This window comes from Gordonia sp. Z-3 (assembly GCF_036233855.1).
GTDB classification, from domain to species: domain Bacteria; phylum Actinomycetota; class Actinomycetes; order Mycobacteriales; family Mycobacteriaceae; genus Gordonia; species Gordonia tangerina.
The window spans coordinates 125,890-142,662 of sequence record NZ_JAZARS010000011.1; the positions used below are offsets into that span (position 1 = coordinate 125,890).

Sequence of the window (16,773 nt, forward strand, 5' to 3'; positions counted from 1 at the left end):
TACTTTGTGGGGCGCCCGACAGTCGAACACTCGACGCGGCGTATCCATCAACGTTTCCTTATGGTTGTCTCCGTGAACACACATCCGGCCGTGCTTGCGGTGGTGCGTGTCGCGGTCGGCATCGCCGCCACACTCGGCATCGTCCTCGCGACCGACCTCGTCCTCACCGATGACACCACCGCGCGCGGTGCCGTGGTCGCCGGCATTCCGGCGGGCAATCTCGCCGATGCGCAGGCCCAGGCAGTTGTCGACCGACTGTCCGAACGAGCGAATCACCGGGTGCGACTGCACACCGATTCCGGATCGGCCACCGTCGCGCCCGACGATCTCGGCCTCTACTTCGACGCCGCGGCCACCAAAGCCCGATTGATGGAGCAGCCCCGCAGTCCGCTGCCCAGGCTGATGGCGATTCTCGGGCGCACCCACACCGTGGAACCGGTCGTGACCATCGACCGCGCGGTCTTCGACGCCACGCTCGACGACCTGCGCCCCGAACTGGAGAAGGCCGCCGTCGAAGGCGGGGTGCACTACGAGGTGACCGACGACGTGCCCGCCCCGGTCGCAGACATGCCCGCCGCCGGCAAGCGCGTGGCCCGCGATGCGGCGGCGACGACGCTGGTCACCGAATGGCTTGACGACAAACCCATCGACCTGCCCACAGAGGACTTCGATCCGTCCGTGTCGGCCGAGGTGGTCCGTCAGACGGTCGCCGGTGCTGCCACCCGCGCGGTGGCTGCGCCGGTCACCCTCGATGGTGCCGACGACGTGTCAGTACGGGTCACGCCGGCCCAGCTCGGCTCGGTGCTGACATTCGTCGCGGACGGGCGTGGCGGACTGCAACCCGAGATCGACCCCAAACGCAGCGCCGAGATGTTGCGGCCCGAGCTCGCCGAGACCGAACGAAAAGCCGTGGACGCCACATTCTCACTGAGCAGCGGCAGTCCCACCGTGGTGCCGTCGCGCGACGGTTCGCGCGTCGACTGGGACAAGACCGTGGCCTCCACCGCGGCGACCGCGACCGGCGCAGACGCGTCAGACTCGCGGGTGGTCGAGGTCGCCTATGCACCGGTGAAGCCACAGTTGACCACCCGGCAGGCACGCGGACTCGGCGTGCGTGAAGTGGTCAGCGAGTTCACCACCTCGGGGTTCTCCAGCGCATCCGGCGAGAACATCCGCCTCGTCGCCGCCGAGGTCGACGGCGCACTGGTCATGCCCGGCGAGAAGTTCTCGCTGAACGGCTACACCGGGCCGCGCGGCACCGCGCAGGGCTATGTCACGTCGACGATCATCGACGACGGGCACGCCGACAAAGCGGTCGGCGGCGGCATCTCCCAGTTCGCGACCACGCTTTACAACGCAGCCTATTTCGCCGGTCTCGAGGATGTGGCACACACCGAGCACAGCTACTACATCTCCCGTTATCCCGAAGCTCGCGAGGCCACCGTTTTCGAAGGCGCCATCGACCTGGTGTTTCGCAACAACACCAAGCACGGCATCTACATCGAGACCGGTTGGTCACCGTCCGACGTCACGGTCCGAATGTGGAGCACCACCACCGTCGATGTCGAATCGATCACGGGCGAGCGGTACGCCTACACCGACCCGCCGTCGTTGAAGCTGCCCAAAGGCGACAACTGCATAGCCTCCACCGGCAGCCGCGGGTTCACCACGTCGAACACCCGCATCATCAGCGACGCCGCGTCCGGCGCCGAGATCAGTCGCAACACCCGCACGGTGAAATACGATCCGGCGCCGAACGTCGCCTGCGTTTGAGATAAACCCGCGCCCCCTCTGGTGTCCCGCGCCGGAAATTCGTTGATGATTTCGACGCCCAGGCGGCGCCTCGCTTCGTTGGCGTCGTCGGAGGTACATCCAGTACCTGCTTCCTCCGCCGCCTCGCGATGCATCCACCTGGACCGCCGAACTCATGAAACGAATTTCCGGCGCGGGACACTAGACCGAGCGATGTAACGCTCGATAGGCTCCGCAACGTGGATATCAATGGAGCAAGTGCAATCGTCACGGGCGGCGCGTCGGGTATCGGCGAGGCCGCGGTTCGCCAGTTGGCGGCCAAGGGAGCCAAGGTCGTCGTCGCCGACCTGCAGGCCGACAAGGGTGAGGCCCTCGCCAAGGAGGTCGGCGGTGCGTTCGTGCGCGTCGACGTGACCGACACCGCGCAGATCGAGGCGGCTGTGAACAAGGCCACCGAGCTCGGCCCGCTGCGTGCGCTGGTGAACTCGGCCGGTATCGGTTGGGCGCAGCGCACCATCGGCCGCGACGGCGAGTTCTCGTCGGCGCACGACCTGGATGCGTACAAGAAGGTCATCGCCATCAACCTGATCGGCACCTTCGACGCCTGCCGTCTGGCCGCCACCGCGATGAGCAAAAACGACCCGCTGGAGTCCGGCGAGCGCGGTGCCATCGTCAACATGGCGTCGGTCGCCGCGTTCGACGGTCAGATCGGTCAGGCGTCGTACTCGTCGTCCAAGGGTGGCGTGGTCGGCATGACCCTGCCGGTTGCGCGTGACCTCGCGGCCGTCGGTGTGCGCGTCAACACCATCGCGCCCGGCCTGATCGACACCCCGATCTACGGTGAGGGCGAAGCCGCCGAGGCCTTCAAGGCGAAGCTGGGCGAGTCCGTGCTGTTCCCGCACCGCCTGGGCAAGCCCGACGAACTCGCCTCGATGGTGATCGAGCTGGTCACCAACTCCTACATGAATGCCGAGGTGATCCGCGTCGACGGCGGCATCCGGATGCCTCCGAAGTAGGGCTGCGACACACACTCACGCGCACCCGTTCGGCCCGCGCGCACGTCGAGACGCGCGCGGTTGCCGGGCGGGTGCGCGCTGTTGTGAAGCCGCTGCTCGCTGCCATTTCAGTGGTAGCGTCATGGTATGAGAACGACCATCGATCGTGCCGGCCGGGTGGTGGTGCCCAAGGAACTGCGCGACCGGGTCGGTTTGATCCCTGGGGAGATCGAGATCACCGTTGCGGGTAGCGGGTTGGTCCTGGAACCGGTGGCCACCGATGAGCTCGTCGATGACGAAGGAATGCTGATGCTGCCGGAGGGCGGCGCGCACCTATCGGTCGACGACATTCGAGAACTGCGCCTTGGCGACCAACGCTGAGGTCCTCCTGCTGGACACGAGTGCCGCGATCGCGCTGGTGCGTCCGGAGCAGGGAGGGCACTCCGACGTCCGTGCGGAGGTGAAGGGAACAACGCTGGGTCTCAGCGGTCACGCGGCGTTCGAGATGTACTCGGTGCTCACCCGCCTGCCGGCGCCGCAGCGATTGACCGCACGCGCCGCTGCCCGGTTGATCACGACGAACTTCCCGCACCGGTGTCACCTGAGCCCGCATCACACGGCCGAACTCGTCGAGCGGTTCGCGGCGGTCGGTATCTCGGGTGGCGCGGTGTACGACGGACTCGTCGGAGCAGCAGCCGCACACGCGAACCTCACCCTGCTGAGCCTGGACCGTCGTGCCGAACCGATCTACCGCGCGCTGGGAGTCCGGCTGAAGCTGCTGTGAGAGGCCGCCTTTCAGATCATCCGCGCACCCGTCGCGTGACCGCGCACGTCGCGACATGCGCGTCAGCGTGATGGGTGCGCGTCGTCGAAGGGGCGGCCCGCCTCGGTCCCGGTCGCCGACTGGCGCGTCGGCCACCAACGCGCTGCGCTCGATCACCGACAATGCCGGCACCAGCATCGGGGCCATCACACACGACGCCAGCACCACCCCGATGGCGACGCCGGCACCCAACTCCGCGAGATTCTTCAACCCGGTCAGCGTGAGCGAGGCGAAGGTCAACGCGAGGATCACGCCGGCCGCCGCTGCGGTCTGGCCGTTCTTCGTGATCGCGAGTTGCGCTGCGTCGCGAGGTGTTTCACCACCCACGAAGGCTTCCCGAACGCGTTCGGCCATCAGGATGTTGTAGTCGGTGCCGATGGCCACCACGAACAGGTAGAGCACGATCGGTGTCGAGAAGTCGATGCCGACATAGTCGAGCAGATACTGGAACACGATCACCAGGGTGCCGAGGGTCGCGGCGAAGGTGACGAAGACGCTGACGATCAGATTCACCGGGGCGAGGACGGCCAGTAACAGCGCGCCCAAGATGATCCACACGATCACCACGGCGACCGGGAACACGTGGCGGGTGTCGGAATGCAACTGGGAACGTACGTCGGCCAGTGTGGCGGTTTGTCCGCCCACGGCGACCACTGCGCCGGGGACCGAGGAATGCGCGACCGGGCGTAGTGAATCGTCGATCGTGTCGAGGGCTTGGGTGGAGAACGGTGAGGTGTCCAGTACGACGTTGACGACCGCAGCCGTGCCGTCCTGGCTGACCCGTGGTGGCGTCACTGCGGCGACACCGGCCACGCCCTCCAGATTCGTTGTCAGTGCGGCCAATTCGTTCTGCGGGATGGGGCCGTTGGCCTTCACGTAGACCTGGGTGGGACTCAGGTCGCCCGGCGGCATCGACGCGGCGAGGGTGTCGAATGCTTGTTGTGACGGTGTGTCCGAGGGCATCTCGCCGAGAGTGTCGTAGGTCGCCTTGTAGCCCGAGCTGAACACCGCGAGCACGATGAGGGTGACCCCGATGGCCGCGGCCGTGATCACCGGGCGATACGCGACACTGCGCCCGAGGGCGGCGAAAGCTGATCGCTGCGGCTCGTGTCCCGGGCCGACCGGCCAGAACATGGCCTTCGAGAGGATCGAGATCACTGCCGGGATCAGAGTGAGGGCGGTGATCAGCATGATGGCGACCGCGATGATCAACCCCGGGGCCAAGGAGTTCAGCGAGCCGAGTCGCGCGAAGAACAGCGCGGCGAACGCGCCGATGACCGTCAGCGCCGAGGACGCGATCACGCGGCCGACGGCCCCCGTCGCGGCGCGAGGCCGTCGAGCCGATCGGCGCCGGCGCGCATCTGTTCGCGATACCGGAACAGCAGGAAGACGGTGTAGTCGGTGCCGACGCCGAAGAGCACCACCACCAGGATGGCGTCGAGAGTGGTGCTCACCTCGAAGTCGAAGATCTGGGTGGCCCACGCGGTTGCGCCGCGAACAGCGAGGAAGACGACGCCGATGACGAACACCGGCAGGACGGCGATCAGTGGGCTGCGGAACAGGATGCCCAGGGTGGCCAGGATGACGATGACGGTGGCGATCGAGATGATGCGTTCGGCGTCGTCGTAGGCGGTGTTGCTGTCCACCAGGATCGCCGCGTTGCCGGTGAGGCCGGAGGTGAGATCGGTGTTCTGCAACGCCGACGACGCTGCTTCGCGCACCGCCGGCACGGCGTCGTTCACCTGCGGCTCGCCCGGCTGTCCGGTGAACGCCACCTGAATGGCGACCACCTTGTCGTCGGGCGAGACCGATTGCGGCCCAGCCGATACGGCGCCGACTCCGGCGATGTTGTCGTTCTGCAGGGTGGTGGCCAGGCCCAACGCCGTCTGCTGATCGGTGGGCGTCAGCGCGCCGCCGTCGCGACGGGAGACCACGAGTGTCCCGGTGGCACCGGCGGTGGCCGGGAACTCGCTTTCGCCGATGTTCTGGGCGGTCACCGACTCGAAAGAAGACGGCAGGAAGTCCTGTTGGTTGCCGGTGGTGTGGTCGGACAAGTTGGGGGAGAACAGGATGATCGCCAGCGCAGCGACGATCCACACGCCGACCACCCGCCAGGGATGGCCGACGACCACACGGGCGAGCGCAGCGAACATCGCTGATCCTCTCGTGGCGGTGTGTTACGAAGCAGATTACTCCGACGACGGTGCCCGTACGCCGAAAACAGTTCGTCCCCCGGGGAAGTTACCCGGGGGACGAACTGTGTCAGGTGATCAGCGAGTGGTTCAGAAGACCGCCTCGTCGACCTCCATGATCTCGGCGTCGATGTTCTCGATGTTGACACGGGCGGTCGTCAGCTCGGGCAGCATGTTCTTCGCGAAGAAGCTCGCCACGGCGACCTTGCCCTCGTAGAACGGCTTGTCCTCGGCGGAGGCGCCGGAATCCAGTGCGGCCAGCGCGACCTCGGCTTGACGCAGCAGTAGCCAACCGATGAGCAGGTCGCCGACCGACAGCAGGAACCGCACCGAACCGAGACCGACCTTGTACAGCTCCTTCGGGTCCTCCTGTGCGTTCATGAGGTACCCGGTGAGGGTGGCGGTCATGGTCTGCACATCGTCCATCGCGGTCTTGAGCAGCGCGCGCTCGGACTTCAGCCGACCGTTGCCGCCCTCGGCGTCGAGGAACTTGGCGATCTCGCCGGCGACGTGGGAGAAGGCCTGGCCCTTGTCGCGGATGATCTTGCGGAAGAAGAAGTCCTGCGCCTGGATGGCCGTGGTGCCCTCGTAGAGCGAGTCGATCTTCGAGTCACGGATGTACTGCTCGATCGGGTAGTCCTGCAGGAAGCCGGAACCACCGAGGGTCTGCAGCGACTCGTGGCCGAGGATGCCGTAGGCGCGCTCGGAGCCGACGCCCTTGACGATCGGCAGCAGCAGGTCGTTGACCTTGTGGGCCAACTCGGGGCTCGCGCCGGAAACGATCTGTGCCGCAGCGGCATCCTGGTGCGACGCGGTGTAGAGGTATACCGCGCGCAGGCCCTCGGCGTATGCCTTCTGGGTCATCAGCGAACGACGCACGTCCGGGTGATGGGTGATGGTGACACGCGGGGCGGTCTTGTCGGTCATCTGGGTCAGATCCGCGCCCTGCACCCGCTCCTTGGCGTAATCGAGGGCGTTGAGGTAGCCGGTCGACAGTGTCGAGATGGCCTTGGTGCCCACCATCATTCGGGCGTGCTCGATGACGTCGAACATCTGCGCGATACCGTCGTGCACCTCGCCGACGAGCCAGCCGACGGCCGGGGTGCCATGCTGGCCGAAGCTCAGCTCACAGGTGGCCGAGGCCTTGATGCCCATCTTGTGCTCGACGTTCGTGACGAAGACGCCGTTGCGCTCACCGAGCTCACCGGTCTCGTGGTCGAAGTGGAACTTCGGCACGAAGAACAGCGACAGTCCCTTGGTGCCGGGCTTGGCGCCTTCGGGGCGGGCGAGAACCAGGTGGAAGATGTTCTCGGTCATGTCCTGGTCGGCGGAGGTGATGAAGCGCTTCACGCCGTCGATGTGCCAGGTGCCGTCTTCCTGCTTGACGGCCTTGGTGCGGGCGGCGCCCACGTCGGAACCGGCGTCGGGCTCGGTGAGCACCATGGTGGCGCCCCAGCCGCGCTCCGAGCAGATGGCGGCCCACTTCTTCTGCTCTTCGGTGCCGTTGTTGAAGAAGATGTTGGCGAAGCCCGAGCCGGCGGCGTACATGAAGACCGGCGGGTTGGCGCCCAGGATCATCTCGCCGATGGCCCAGTACAGCGAACGCGGTGCGGGCAGGCCGCCGAGTTCTTCCTCGATACCGATCTTGTCCCAGCCGCCCTCGATGAGTGCGTTGTAGGACTTGGTGAAGCTCTCGGGGATGGTGACGCTGTGGGTCTCCGGGTCGAACACCGGCGGGTTGCGGTCGGCGTCGGTGAACGATTCGGCGATCGGTCCCTCGGCCAGCGCCTTGACCTCACGGAGCATGTCCACGGCGGTCTCGTGATCGAGATCGCCGAAGTCGCCTTCTTCGAGCACCTTGTCGAGGTCGAACAACTCGAAGAGGTTGAAGTGCAGGTCGCGGATGTTGCTCTTGTAATGGCCCATGGAGGTTCCTTATCTGACTGGCGGTGTGGGCTACGCGTGTGGTGAAGCACGATCGGCAGAAGCTAAGTTACTCGCCGGTAACTACAGAATAGCGTCATCCGCGGCACGGAGCAATTGATCGGTCTGTGATCTGCGCTAACTCGAGCAAGCGTGCGCGTGTCCCGACGGTTCGTCCCCCGGGTATCGCTTCATCCCCCAGCGGCAACCGGGGGATGAAGCGATACCCGGGGGACGAGCCGGAACGGGTCGGTCAGAGGGCGTCGCGGAGGAGCGTCAGGTCGTCGGGGATGCCGTCGGCCGGGGTCTCGAGGATGACCGGGGCGTCGGCGGCGGCGGCGACCGCAACGAGGACGTCGGGATCGATGTGGCCGCCGGCGAGGTTGGCGTGGCGGTCGCGACCCGAGTCGAACTCGTCGCGGGAATTGTTGAGATGGACGAGGTCGATGCGCCCGGTGATCGCTTTCACGCGTTCGACCAGACCCACGAGGTCCTCGCCGCCCGCCCACGCGTGGCAGGTGTCGAGACAGAATCCGGCCTGCTCGAAATCGCCCACCGATTCCCATAGCCGGTCGATGGCCTCCAGGGTGCGGGCCATCGCGTGATCGCCGCCGGCGGTGTTCTCGATCAGGATCGGTACACCGAAGCCGCCCTTGTCGACCTGACGATCGAAGAGTTTGCGCCAGTTGGCGAATCCCTCCTTGGCGTCCTCGCCGTCACGCAGGTGTCCGCCATGCACGACGAGACCGAAGGCGCCGAGGTCGGCAGCGGCGGCGGCTTGCTGTTCGACCGCCTTGCGCGACGGCATCCGCAAGCGGTTGTTGAGGCTCGCGACGTTGATCTGATAGCTCGAATGCACCACCACGTCGATCGCGGAGTCGCGGATCGCCTCGGCGTCCGGGCGTGGTTGCGGTTTCTTCCAGCTCTGCGGGTCGGTCACGAACATCTGAAAGACGTCGATGCCCAGTTCGTCGGCGGTGGACAACGGGTCGGCGTCCTCACGCAGGTGTGCTCCGATGCGCATGGCTCAACGATAATGGTCGCCTCCGACGCCGCGGTTCGCGCGTCGGGTTCAGTCATCGAGACCGGGGACGGTCTCGATCGTGATGGGCACCCCGGTCGCTATCAGCAGGCGACACGGCGCCTCGGTGCCGTTGTAGAGGTTGAGCCACTCGTGGCCGCGGCTGCCCTCGGCGTAGACCGAGTCGAGCGCGCGGTTGAGTCGGGACTCGGCTTCCTTGGTGATGATGTAGCGCTGTTCGCCGTAGCGCAGGTAGCGGTCGGGCACGGCTCTCCTCTCCGTTGATGTGACGCCGATCACCAGCATATGGGTGAATCCGGGACTTGTCGGCACTCTGACGGCGGTTTACCGGCTCTCGAACGGAAGGTGATCACTAGGCTTACGGAAAGTAACGTGCAGGAGCCCTGTCGGGATCGGCTCGACGGGCGTGGGCGGGCAGGACCAACACGAGTGAGCATTGACGACGCGGTCGACGACGGTCCGGCCTCGGACGGGTCTGCCGCCACGTCGCGCACCCGCGGCGTCGAGCCGGTGATCGACGACGTCGCGGCGGCTGCGGCCGTCGACACCGGGCCTCAGCGACGACGTGACCTCACCATGGTGCGGCGCATCGCGATCGTCGCGTGGGTCGTGTTCATGATCTACGAGTTCGTAGCCTACGGACTCGCCTTCGACCGCACCCGCTTGATCATCCTGCTGTGTCTGGGCATGCTCGCGGCGTCGATCGGTCGTCGCAAGGCGATCAGCGTCATCATCGATTGGCTTCCCTTCGCGCTGATCCTGCTGCTCTACGACTGGACGCGCGACGTCGCGCGCATCGTCGACATGCCGACCCAGTGGCATCTGGCGGTCGACGTCGACCAGTGGATGTTCGGTGTCAACCCGACCGTGTGGCTGCAGAGCCACATCAAGGCCCCCGAGCCGCCGTGGTGGGAAGTCGTCACCAGCGTCATCTACATGTCGTATTTCATCGTCCCGTACGCCGCCGCCGCGGTGCTGTGGCTGCGGGACCGGTCCGCATGGCGCCGGTACGCCGCCTGTTTCGTCGCCACGACGTTCCTGGCCCTGGTCGGCTACACCCTCGTGCCGGCCGCACCGCCGTGGGCCGCGGCCCGATGCACCGCAGAACAGGTCGCAGACCACCCCCGCGAACCCACCTGCATGGCGTACGAGGGCGCGGTCGCCGACGGCGGCATCCTCGGCGAGGTCACCCCGTCCAACCCGGACGCGCAACCCTACGTCGAACGGATCTCGGCGCGCGGCTGGAATTTCCTCAACATCCACGCCGCCTCCACCCTCGTGGAGGTGGGGCAGGGCAAGGCCAACCTGGTTGCGGCGATCCCGTCGTTGCACGCTGGTCTCACGATGCTGCTCGCGCTGTTCATGTGGCCCCGGGTCAAGGCCCTGGGCAGAACGCTGTTCATGGGTTACGCGGTCGCGATGGCGTTCACCCTCGTCTACACCGCCGAGCACTACGTCTTCGACATCATCCTGGGCTGGGCGTTGGCGGGCTTCGTGATCCTGGTGGCGCAGGTCGTCGACCGGAGGTGGTTGATCCCGCGCAAGAAGCAACGTGAGCAGCAGGCCGGTGCCGAGTCCGCGGCGACCACCGAGGCGGCCGAGTCCGATTCACCGGTCTCTGGGTAGTCTCGGCTGCGTGTTGAGATCCCGCCTGCGTCGCCCGTCGTCGACGCAGCTGCGGGTGGGGCTACTGCTCGCGGTCGCGGCGTCGATCCTGCTGATGCATTCGGTGATCGCCGTGGGCACCGCCGCCGGCGGTCATCACCCGCCGTCGGCGTCACACGGTTCGACGACGATCGGCCCGGCGGCTCATCAACTCGATGAACCGACGATGGATGACGCCGGCGACTGCGACACCCACCAACATCCCTGCATGTTCCTGCGCAACGACGACCCGGTCGTCATCGCGATCGCGGTGTTGGTGCTGGCGTGGGGATTCCCGATCCCGCCGCTGCTGCGGTCGATTCATGCCCGCCTGGTCGGTCGCTCTGGTCGGCCGCCGCCGTGGGCCATGCCCACCCATCTCCGAATGCAGGTGATCCGCTGCTGATCGGCGTGCGCCGGACCGTATGTCCGGCCCGCCGACATCTCCGCCTGCGCTGACCGCAGCGCGGCCCCTTCACTCTGCAGAGGATCCCAAGACAATGAAACGACAGATTTTCGTGGGCGCGGCCGTGGCGGCCGTGGCCCTGCTGGGCGCGTGTTCGGACGTCGACGACGCCGCGCCACCGTCGTCGGTCACCGCCGTCACCACGACGACGATGCCGATGGAGCCGTCGGCCGAGTCGGCGACCGAGTCGTCGGACAGCCGGCACAACGACGCCGACGTCACCTTCAACCAGGAGATGATCCCGCATCACATGCAGGCGCTCATGATGGCCGATCTGGTGGCCGACCGGACCACCACACCTGCGGTGCGGGATCTGGCCGACCGCATCAGGGCCGCCCAGAAACCCGAGATCGACGAGATGACCGCGCGGCTGACTTCCTGGGGCGTCTCCGGCGAGATGGGCGGTCACAGTGGTGCTCACGGCGCGGGCGGCCACGACATGTCCGGCATGATGACGCCGCAACAGATGGCGGCGTTGTCACAGGCGGAGGGCACAGATTTCGACCGGATGTGGCTCGAAGGCATGATCGCGCATCACGAGGGCGCGATCGCGATGGCCGACACCGAACTCGCCGACGGCGTCAACGGTCCGTCGCGGGAGCTCGCCAAGCGCGTCAAGTCCGCCCAGCAGGCCGAGATCGACGAGATGAACTCGATCCTGCGACGGTGATGCGGTGACGGGTCGGTCCGGACGTGACGCATCGGAGTCCGGACCGACCCGCGGGGCGGGTCAGGGTTTCCGCAACGGGATGCGCATCAGATAGACCTGATACCCCGCGGAGATGGAGTAGGTGAAGTACAGGCTGCTGCCCGACGACCACGGGTGAATGTAGGGGGCGTAGCCCGAGTACGGGTCGTTGGCGGGGACCACGAGTTCGCCCGACGACCACGGTCCCTCGGGCCGGTCGGCGGTCCGCAGCACCACACCGGAATCCTTCTGGCCCAACGAGATGAACTTGCCGAGGTACTCATTCCACGCGACCGACAACTCGCCGGTCGGTGCCGCCATCACCGGGGTCGCCGAATCCGGGTTGTTGCGCACCCACCGGCCCCATGAGAAGTACTCGTACTTGCCGAGATGTTCGATGTCGGAGGCCTTCACACGGGCCAGGTACACCGCACCCCATCGGCCGTCGGGGGTGCCGTAGGTGTAGACCGTGTCACCGACCTTCAGGTACGCCGACATCTGGAATTTGTGGTTTCCGCCGCCGTTGGGGCGGAATGCGTTGACCGCGCGCCAACTCTGCCCGTTGTTCCCCGACACCACCAGGCCGGACCAGTTGGTGTACCAGATCCCCGGCGGTCCCCAGTGTTTGACCGACATGACGTTCATGTACTGCTTGCCGTTCGCGGCCACCCCGGCGGTCGGGATGATGGTGATCTCTTTGCGCAGGTCGGGTTTGAGTAGACGCTTGGCGTGACCGGGTGGTCCGGCGTGACCGGTGAAGGTCATTCCGTCGCCCAGATATCGGTCGGTGCTGCGCAGCAGGACATTGGAACGCCAGTACCACAACTCGCCGTACAGCAGCGACCACCCGTTGAATGTCTGGGTGTCGCCGAAGGCGGCCATGATCTCGCCGTGCCCGTTGTCCCACAGGACGCCCAGGTCGGTGCCGACGATGTTGAAACGCCCGAATGTGTCGTTGATTGAGCCGGGGCCGGTGAGCCGGGCGACGATCCGGCCGTTGGCCGCGGCGACATCGGTCGCCTCGGCCTGCGGAGTAGCCGCAAGGCCGGCGGTCAGTGTGGCGGCGAGTGCCGTGACCGTCAGGGCTGTGCGCCACCGTCCTGTGAGCCGCGTCATGGCGGTGACCTTATCAAGACCTGAGCGTCACCGGAGTGTGACATCGACCCCCGAACGAATGAAATTCACGCCTCGCTGTACCGCCCCCCGGTATCGACGGCGGTGAAGTCGATGGTGGCGGCCGAGTTGTTCACGCCGGTGACCATGCCGACGCCGAACTGGCCGTCGCTGTCGTAGAGATTCGTGGTGCTGGTGGAGATCCCGTCGACTTCCACATGGCTGGCCGCTTCGACCCCGATGCGCGGCCCGACCGGCAGACGCGAGAGCGCGACCGTCAGATCACAGTTGATGAATGCGATGCCATCGCTACCCCAATTGCAGACCAGGCTGGTCGATTCGCCGCTGATCACCGAGCGCTCGAACGATGACGGCCGCTCGCCGACCACAGTGGACACCGCGCGCGTCCACAGCCACGTGCGTTGGGCGTTCTGGTGGGCGCCCATGTCCTGGCTCCACTCGATCGTGCCGTCGGCGGTGGCGGTGCCGAACCAGGGCAGCGGATCGTCGGAATCGGTCTCGGGCGGCCGGAACTCGATCATCTCCGGCGACCGCTCCCAGCGCTCCCCGGGCGGATTGGCGGCCTCCTTGACGAACACGGTGGTGCTGCGGGCAACCGTGACCTCGGTGTCGTCGACGAACTGCACGACGTCGACCTCGGCCACCTTGATCCGGCCCCCGTTGCGTAGCAAGCGGCCACGGGTCGCGGTGGGGACGTCGCGGGCGGCCTTGAACAGATCGATGGTGAAGCGTGCCGGTCGAAAGCCCGGCACCGAGTGGTCACGTTCGGCCGCCCGGGCAGCCAACGCACACACCGCGGGACCGTTCAGAGTGCCCGGAGCCCACAGGCTCGCGGCATACCGGGTCGGCAGGAAAAGACTCTGTCCAGTGGAATCGGTGCCGCCGGAATCGACGGAGAAGAATGCGATCGACGACACGAAGTTTCCCTTCTGTTCGACCCAAGAATGTGGTGTCGAACCATTCGGCGCGTACTAACCTGCGTCCATGACAATTGCAGATTACGCACGGCAGATCCCCAACGAACTCGTGGCCGCGGTGCGCACCACGATGATTGCGACCTCGGTGGTCGGCATCGTCCTGGGGATCATTGCGCTCGTCTGGCCGAAGGCGACCCTGCTCATCATCGGTGTGCTCTTCGGGATCTCGCTGATCATGGCCGGACTGTTCCGGCTTTACGAGGCCTTCGCCTCGACGTTGCTGTCCGGCGGTTGGCGCTTTGCCCTGGGTCTCATCGGTGCACTGATCCTGGCCGCCGGCGTCATCGCCGTGTTCAATCCCGAGGAATCGCTGGTCTTCCTCGCGATCTTCATCGGTATCGGCTGGATCTTCCAGGGAATCGCCGACCTCGCCCGCGCGTCCGCCGGGTCCCAGCACGTGCCGCGGTGGGTGCTGATCCTGTCCGGTGTCGTCTCGATCATCGCCGGCATCGTCATGATGCTGATCCCCGGCCTCGCCCTGGCCACCTTCCTGATCATCGCGGCGATCATGCTCATCGTGATCAGCGTCGTGACGCTGCTGACCCTGCCGAAGAAGATCGAGGAGCCGCTGGTCTGAGTCGCGGGCTGCCGAGCTTCTGAGAATCAGGCCAACTCGAGGCCGTCGATCGTGACCGCGGCGCGGGCGGCCTCGACGTCGGCGGGAAGTCGCTCGATCAACTGGGTCATCGCGGCCTCGACATCCGGGCCGTGTGCCAGCCGAACCGGATCGACGTGGGGTCCGGTGGCATCGAGGATCGACGCCGCCGGATCGACGCCGGTTCGGTGGGCGACCGCCGCCGCCAGCAGGCGCCGTGCCTGCGCTGGGTGACTGTCCCACAAAGCGTCCGCAGTTGTCAGATACAGCTGCACGGCCGGCGGATAGTCGTGCAGATGCACGAGCGCCCATGCCCAGTGCTTGGCGACATCCACCGTGTCCGACTGTCCACGACCGTGGGTGCGGACATACTTGCCATGGAGTTCGCGGCACAGCGGGGTGGAATCGGCCCACAACTGCAACTCCGACATGCACCGCACACAGTCGTGCAGGTTGGACAGGTACATCACCGAGTACGGTCCCTCGCGTCGCGACCGGATCTCTCGCAGCACGGAGAACTCGGCGAGCGCGTGCGAGTACTCGCCGGCCGAAAGATATGCCTCGGCCTCGTCTTGCATTTCCGCGAGCATGTGTCGATTGTTCCGCACTCGGCGGGCTTGCGGGCGGAATTCATCCGGACACGCGACATGCAGACGCGAAACGACCCGGCCACCTGGTGTGAGGTGACCGGGTCGTTGCGTCGAGCGAAGCCGCTCAGTACTGCTGATTCGGCGGATATGGCGGCGGGGCCATCGGGGCCGCCGACGCCAACGGTGCGACCTGGCCGCCGGTGAAGAACCGGTAGGCGTAGGTCGTGGCGATCATGGTGACCGGCAGGGTCACCAGCAGGCCCACCAGGCACAGCAGCGCACCGACGATGTTGAGGCCGATGACGGCCAACGCCAGCAGGAACAGGGTGCCCGCGTTCTTGCTGATCACCGAGAAGCTGGCCTTGATGCCCTCGATGGGGTCCATGTCGCGGTCCACTACGAAGGTGAGTGACCAGTAGGCGAGGAACGCGAAGACGATGCCCGGGATGATGAGCAGGATCAGGCCGATGAAGGTGCCCAGTCCCACCAGGAACGCGGTGATGATGACCGCGGCGAAGTTGACGTTGAAGAAGCGGCCGATATCGGGCTTGCTACCCGACGTCTCGTCGAGCGCGCCACGCGCATAGGCGCCCTGGAAGATGTAGCCGATGATCGTGGCGATGATGCCGAAGATGGCGCTGATCCAGAAGATCCGGCCGTAGTCGGACGAGATGTTGCCCAGCCACTGGATGACACCGGACACGACGAGCGAAATCAGGATCACCACGATCCACGACAACGCGTTCTCCTTGTAGCGGTTCCAGCCGTAGCTGAAGGCCTCGCCGATGGAGAACTGCTCGGCCGTCGGAGCGCCGTACGCGCCACCGCCGTAGGCGCCCGGTGCGCCGTAATCGCCCGGCGGCGGCGGGTATCCGCCGGGACCGCCGGCGGGTTGGCCGTAGCCACCGGCCGGGGGCGGCGGGTAGCCGGGCTGCGCACCGTAGCCGGGTTGCTGGGCGCCGTACCCGGGGGGCGGCCCCTGCGGCGGAGGCCCCTGCGGGGGCGGGCCTGATGGCGGCGGACCCGGTGGCGGCGGGTAGGCACCACCGGGCGGCGGGCCCGAGGGTGGCGGGTAAGAACCGGGCGGTGGGTAGCCGGACGGCGGCGGGGGTGTGGAGCCCGGCGGCGGATACGACGGCGGCGGTGTGCCGCCGGTGCCCGGCTCCGGGGTACGACCGGACTCGGCGCCTGCACCCGGGTCGGGGTCGGAAGAACCGGGATTCTGTGGATCTGACGGTGTGGTCATGGCAGGGAGGATACGGAACACCGGCGCCGGTCAACAGTGTTTGGCACTCCACGTCGTGTCTCGGCGTCAGGATTTCAGGTGCCCGGCGTCCTCGATGGGCGTGCACGACCGCTACACCTGGATTCGGCGCCGGTGGGCTGGCATCGTGGAACCCGTGAGTGACATCGGCAGCACCCCGGAAGGTTCCGACGGCGAGTACAGCCTCGACGACGACGATCAACTGCAACCCGAGGACACGCTGGTCGACCGTGGTGTCGACGATGTCCTCGACGAGGGATATTCGCCGCCCGACCATCAGCCGAGCGGCGCGCGTCACGGGCTCACCGAGCAGGAGCAGCGCGACGGGGAGACCCTGGACGAACGGCTCGCCGAGGAAGAAGCCGACATCGGGGCGACCGATCCGCTCGACGACATCGAAGCCGAAGAGAACGTCGAGAAGCGCTGGCGGTCGCACGAATCCGATCGTTCGGATGACTTCGAAGGCGACGAACAAGCCGGGGACGGGCGGTCGGGACGGTTGGTGGCTCCGGACGAGGGGTCGGGCGTCGACCGCGAGAAGGATGCGGTGGCCGGCGACGTCGGCATCGACGGCGCCGGAGCATCTGCCGAAGAGGCGGCAATGCACTACATCGCCGCCGACGAGGTGGAGTGGTCCGACGAGTCCGACTCCACTGCCGGTGGATCCGGTCGATCGGACAGCTGATCG

At 66.6% G+C, this 16,773-nt stretch carries 17 protein-coding genes and 1 pseudogene; 9 read left to right on the top strand and 9 right to left on the bottom strand.

Features of this window, described 5'->3' with window-relative positions:
* Nucleotides 1–60 precede the first annotated feature (60 nt).
* The 4 genes from VX037_RS14585 to VX037_RS14600 all read left to right on the top strand — a co-directional run bounded on the left by VX037_RS14585 (nt 61) and on the right by VX037_RS14600 (nt 3,531).
* Entirely contained in the window at nt 61–1,773 is a 1,713-nt protein-coding gene (locus VX037_RS14585; RefSeq protein WP_287014617.1) for a VanW family protein, read from the top strand.
* A 218-nt stretch (nt 1,774–1,991) separates the two neighbouring features.
* Nucleotides 1,992–2,768 carry an SDR family NAD(P)-dependent oxidoreductase gene (locus VX037_RS14590; protein WP_235725841.1) on the top strand — a complete coding sequence of 259 codons (777 nt, stop codon included), beginning with the start codon at nt 1,992–1,994 and terminating at the stop codon, nt 2,766–2,768.
* 126 nt (nt 2,769–2,894) lie between these two features.
* A complete protein-coding gene (locus VX037_RS14595) occupies nt 2,895–3,128 on the top strand; it encodes an AbrB/MazE/SpoVT family DNA-binding domain-containing protein (protein ID WP_235725840.1) in 234 nt (77 codons plus the stop codon).
* 37 nt (nt 3,129–3,165) lie between these two features.
* Nucleotides 3,166–3,531, top strand: coding sequence for a PIN domain-containing protein (locus VX037_RS14600; RefSeq protein ID WP_287014626.1), 366 nt, complete (start codon nt 3,166–3,168; stop codon nt 3,529–3,531).
* Between the two features lie 210 nt (nt 3,532–3,741).
* On the opposite strand, the pseudogene VX037_RS14605 reads toward VX037_RS14600, so the two are convergent.
* The 5 genes and pseudogenes from VX037_RS14605 to VX037_RS14625 form a co-directional block, all read right to left on the bottom strand.
* Nucleotides 3,742–4,872 (bottom strand): annotated as a pseudogene (locus tag VX037_RS14605) (MMPL family transporter); the annotation flags it as partial.
* On the bottom strand, nt 4,869–5,723 hold the full coding sequence (locus VX037_RS14610; RefSeq protein ID WP_235725837.1) for an MMPL family transporter: 855 nt from the start codon (nt 5,721–5,723) through the stop codon (nt 4,869–4,871). The pseudogene VX037_RS14605 and the gene VX037_RS14610, both read right to left, overlap by 4 nt.
* A gap of 129 nt (nt 5,724–5,852) precedes the next feature.
* On the bottom strand, nt 5,853–7,688 hold the full coding sequence (locus VX037_RS14615; RefSeq protein ID WP_235725836.1) for an acyl-CoA dehydrogenase: 1,836 nt from the start codon (nt 7,686–7,688) through the stop codon (nt 5,853–5,855).
* 250 nt (nt 7,689–7,938) lie between these two features.
* Nucleotides 7,939–8,709, bottom strand: coding sequence for a deoxyribonuclease IV (locus tag VX037_RS14620; RefSeq protein ID WP_235725835.1), 771 nt, complete (start codon nt 8,707–8,709; stop codon nt 7,939–7,941).
* 48 nt (nt 8,710–8,757) lie between these two features.
* Nucleotides 8,758–8,973, bottom strand: coding sequence for a hypothetical protein (locus tag VX037_RS14625; RefSeq protein ID WP_235725834.1), 216 nt, complete (start codon nt 8,971–8,973; stop codon nt 8,758–8,760).
* A 183-nt stretch (nt 8,974–9,156) separates the two neighbouring features.
* On the opposite strand from VX037_RS14625, the gene VX037_RS14630 reads away from it, so the two are divergent.
* The 3 genes from VX037_RS14630 (at nt 9,157) to VX037_RS14640 (ending at nt 11,507) form a co-directional block, all read left to right on the top strand.
* Nucleotides 9,157–10,353: a phosphatase PAP2 family protein gene (locus VX037_RS14630; RefSeq protein WP_235725833.1), complete on the top strand. Its 1,197-nt coding sequence runs from the start codon at nt 9,157–9,159 to the stop codon at nt 10,351–10,353.
* Nucleotides 10,354–10,363: 10 nt separating this feature from the next.
* Nucleotides 10,364–10,777 (top strand): hypothetical protein, encoded by a 414-nt coding sequence (locus VX037_RS14635; RefSeq protein WP_235725832.1) that lies wholly within the window; start codon nt 10,364–10,366, stop codon nt 10,775–10,777.
* A 94-nt stretch (nt 10,778–10,871) separates the two neighbouring features.
* Nucleotides 10,872–11,507 carry a DUF305 domain-containing protein gene (locus VX037_RS14640; RefSeq protein WP_235725831.1) on the top strand — a complete coding sequence of 212 codons (636 nt, stop codon included), beginning with the start codon at nt 10,872–10,874 and terminating at the stop codon, nt 11,505–11,507.
* Nucleotides 11,508–11,567: 60 nt separating this feature from the next.
* Here VX037_RS14640 and VX037_RS14645 read toward each other — a convergent pair whose 3' ends face one another.
* On the bottom strand, nt 11,568–12,641 hold the full coding sequence (locus VX037_RS14645) for a DUF4185 domain-containing protein (RefSeq protein WP_235725830.1): 1,074 nt from the start codon (nt 12,639–12,641) through the stop codon (nt 11,568–11,570).
* Between the two features lie 65 nt (nt 12,642–12,706).
* Nucleotides 12,707–13,576 carry an acyl-CoA thioesterase domain-containing protein gene (locus VX037_RS14650; protein WP_396572717.1) on the bottom strand — a complete coding sequence of 290 codons (870 nt, stop codon included), beginning with the start codon at nt 13,574–13,576 and terminating at the stop codon, nt 12,707–12,709.
* A gap of 67 nt (nt 13,577–13,643) precedes the next feature.
* On the opposite strand from VX037_RS14650, the gene VX037_RS14655 reads away from it, so the two are divergent.
* Nucleotides 13,644–14,213, top strand: a complete 570-nt coding sequence (locus VX037_RS14655; protein ID WP_266060828.1) for an HdeD family acid-resistance protein — start codon at nt 13,644–13,646, stop codon at nt 14,211–14,213.
* A 26-nt stretch (nt 14,214–14,239) separates the two neighbouring features.
* Here the strand turns inward: VX037_RS14655 and VX037_RS14660 are convergent, their stop codons facing one another.
* Nucleotides 14,240–14,821, bottom strand: a complete 582-nt coding sequence (locus VX037_RS14660) for a hypothetical protein (protein ID WP_266060830.1) — start codon at nt 14,819–14,821, stop codon at nt 14,240–14,242.
* Between the two features lie 124 nt (nt 14,822–14,945).
* Complete coding sequence (locus VX037_RS14665) at nt 14,946–16,067, bottom strand: hypothetical protein (RefSeq protein ID WP_328714744.1); 1,122 nt, start codon at nt 16,065–16,067, stop codon at nt 14,946–14,948.
* Between the two features lie 154 nt (nt 16,068–16,221).
* Between VX037_RS14665 and VX037_RS14670 the strand changes: the two genes are divergently transcribed.
* Nucleotides 16,222–16,770 carry a DUF5709 domain-containing protein gene (locus VX037_RS14670; RefSeq protein WP_442903679.1) on the top strand — a complete coding sequence of 183 codons (549 nt, stop codon included), beginning with the start codon at nt 16,222–16,224 and terminating at the stop codon, nt 16,768–16,770.
* The last annotated feature ends 3 nt before the right edge of the window (nt 16,771–16,773 follow it).

Excerpts from the sequence above, each read along its gene's own strand:
- VX037_RS14585 (WP_287014617.1), top strand. The coding sequence starts at position 61 with ATGGTTGTCTCCGTGAACACACATCCGGCCGTGCTTGCGGTGGTGCGT.
- VX037_RS14595 (WP_235725840.1), top strand. The coding sequence starts at position 2,895 with ATGAGAACGACCATCGATCGTGCCGGCCGGGTGGTGGTGCCCAAGGAA.
- VX037_RS14610 (WP_235725837.1), bottom strand. The coding sequence starts at position 5,723 with ATGTTCGCTGCGCTCGCCCGTGTGGTCGTCGGCCATCCCTGGCGGGTG.
- VX037_RS14615 (WP_235725836.1), bottom strand. The coding sequence starts at position 7,688 with ATGGGCCATTACAAGAGCAACATCCGCGACCTGCACTTCAACCTCTTC.
- VX037_RS14620 (WP_235725835.1), bottom strand. The coding sequence starts at position 8,709 with ATGCGCATCGGAGCACACCTGCGTGAGGACGCCGACCCGTTGTCCACC.
- VX037_RS14640 (WP_235725831.1), top strand. The coding sequence starts at position 10,872 with ATGAAACGACAGATTTTCGTGGGCGCGGCCGTGGCGGCCGTGGCCCTG.
- VX037_RS14645 (WP_235725830.1), bottom strand. The coding sequence starts at position 12,641 with ATGACGCGGCTCACAGGACGGTGGCGCACAGCCCTGACGGTCACGGCA.
- VX037_RS14655 (WP_266060828.1), top strand. The coding sequence starts at position 13,644 with ATGACAATTGCAGATTACGCACGGCAGATCCCCAACGAACTCGTGGCC.
- VX037_RS14660 (WP_266060830.1), bottom strand. The coding sequence starts at position 14,821 with ATGCTCGCGGAAATGCAAGACGAGGCCGAGGCATATCTTTCGGCCGGC.
- VX037_RS14665 (WP_328714744.1), bottom strand. The coding sequence starts at position 16,067 with ATGACCACACCGTCAGATCCACAGAATCCCGGTTCTTCCGACCCCGAC.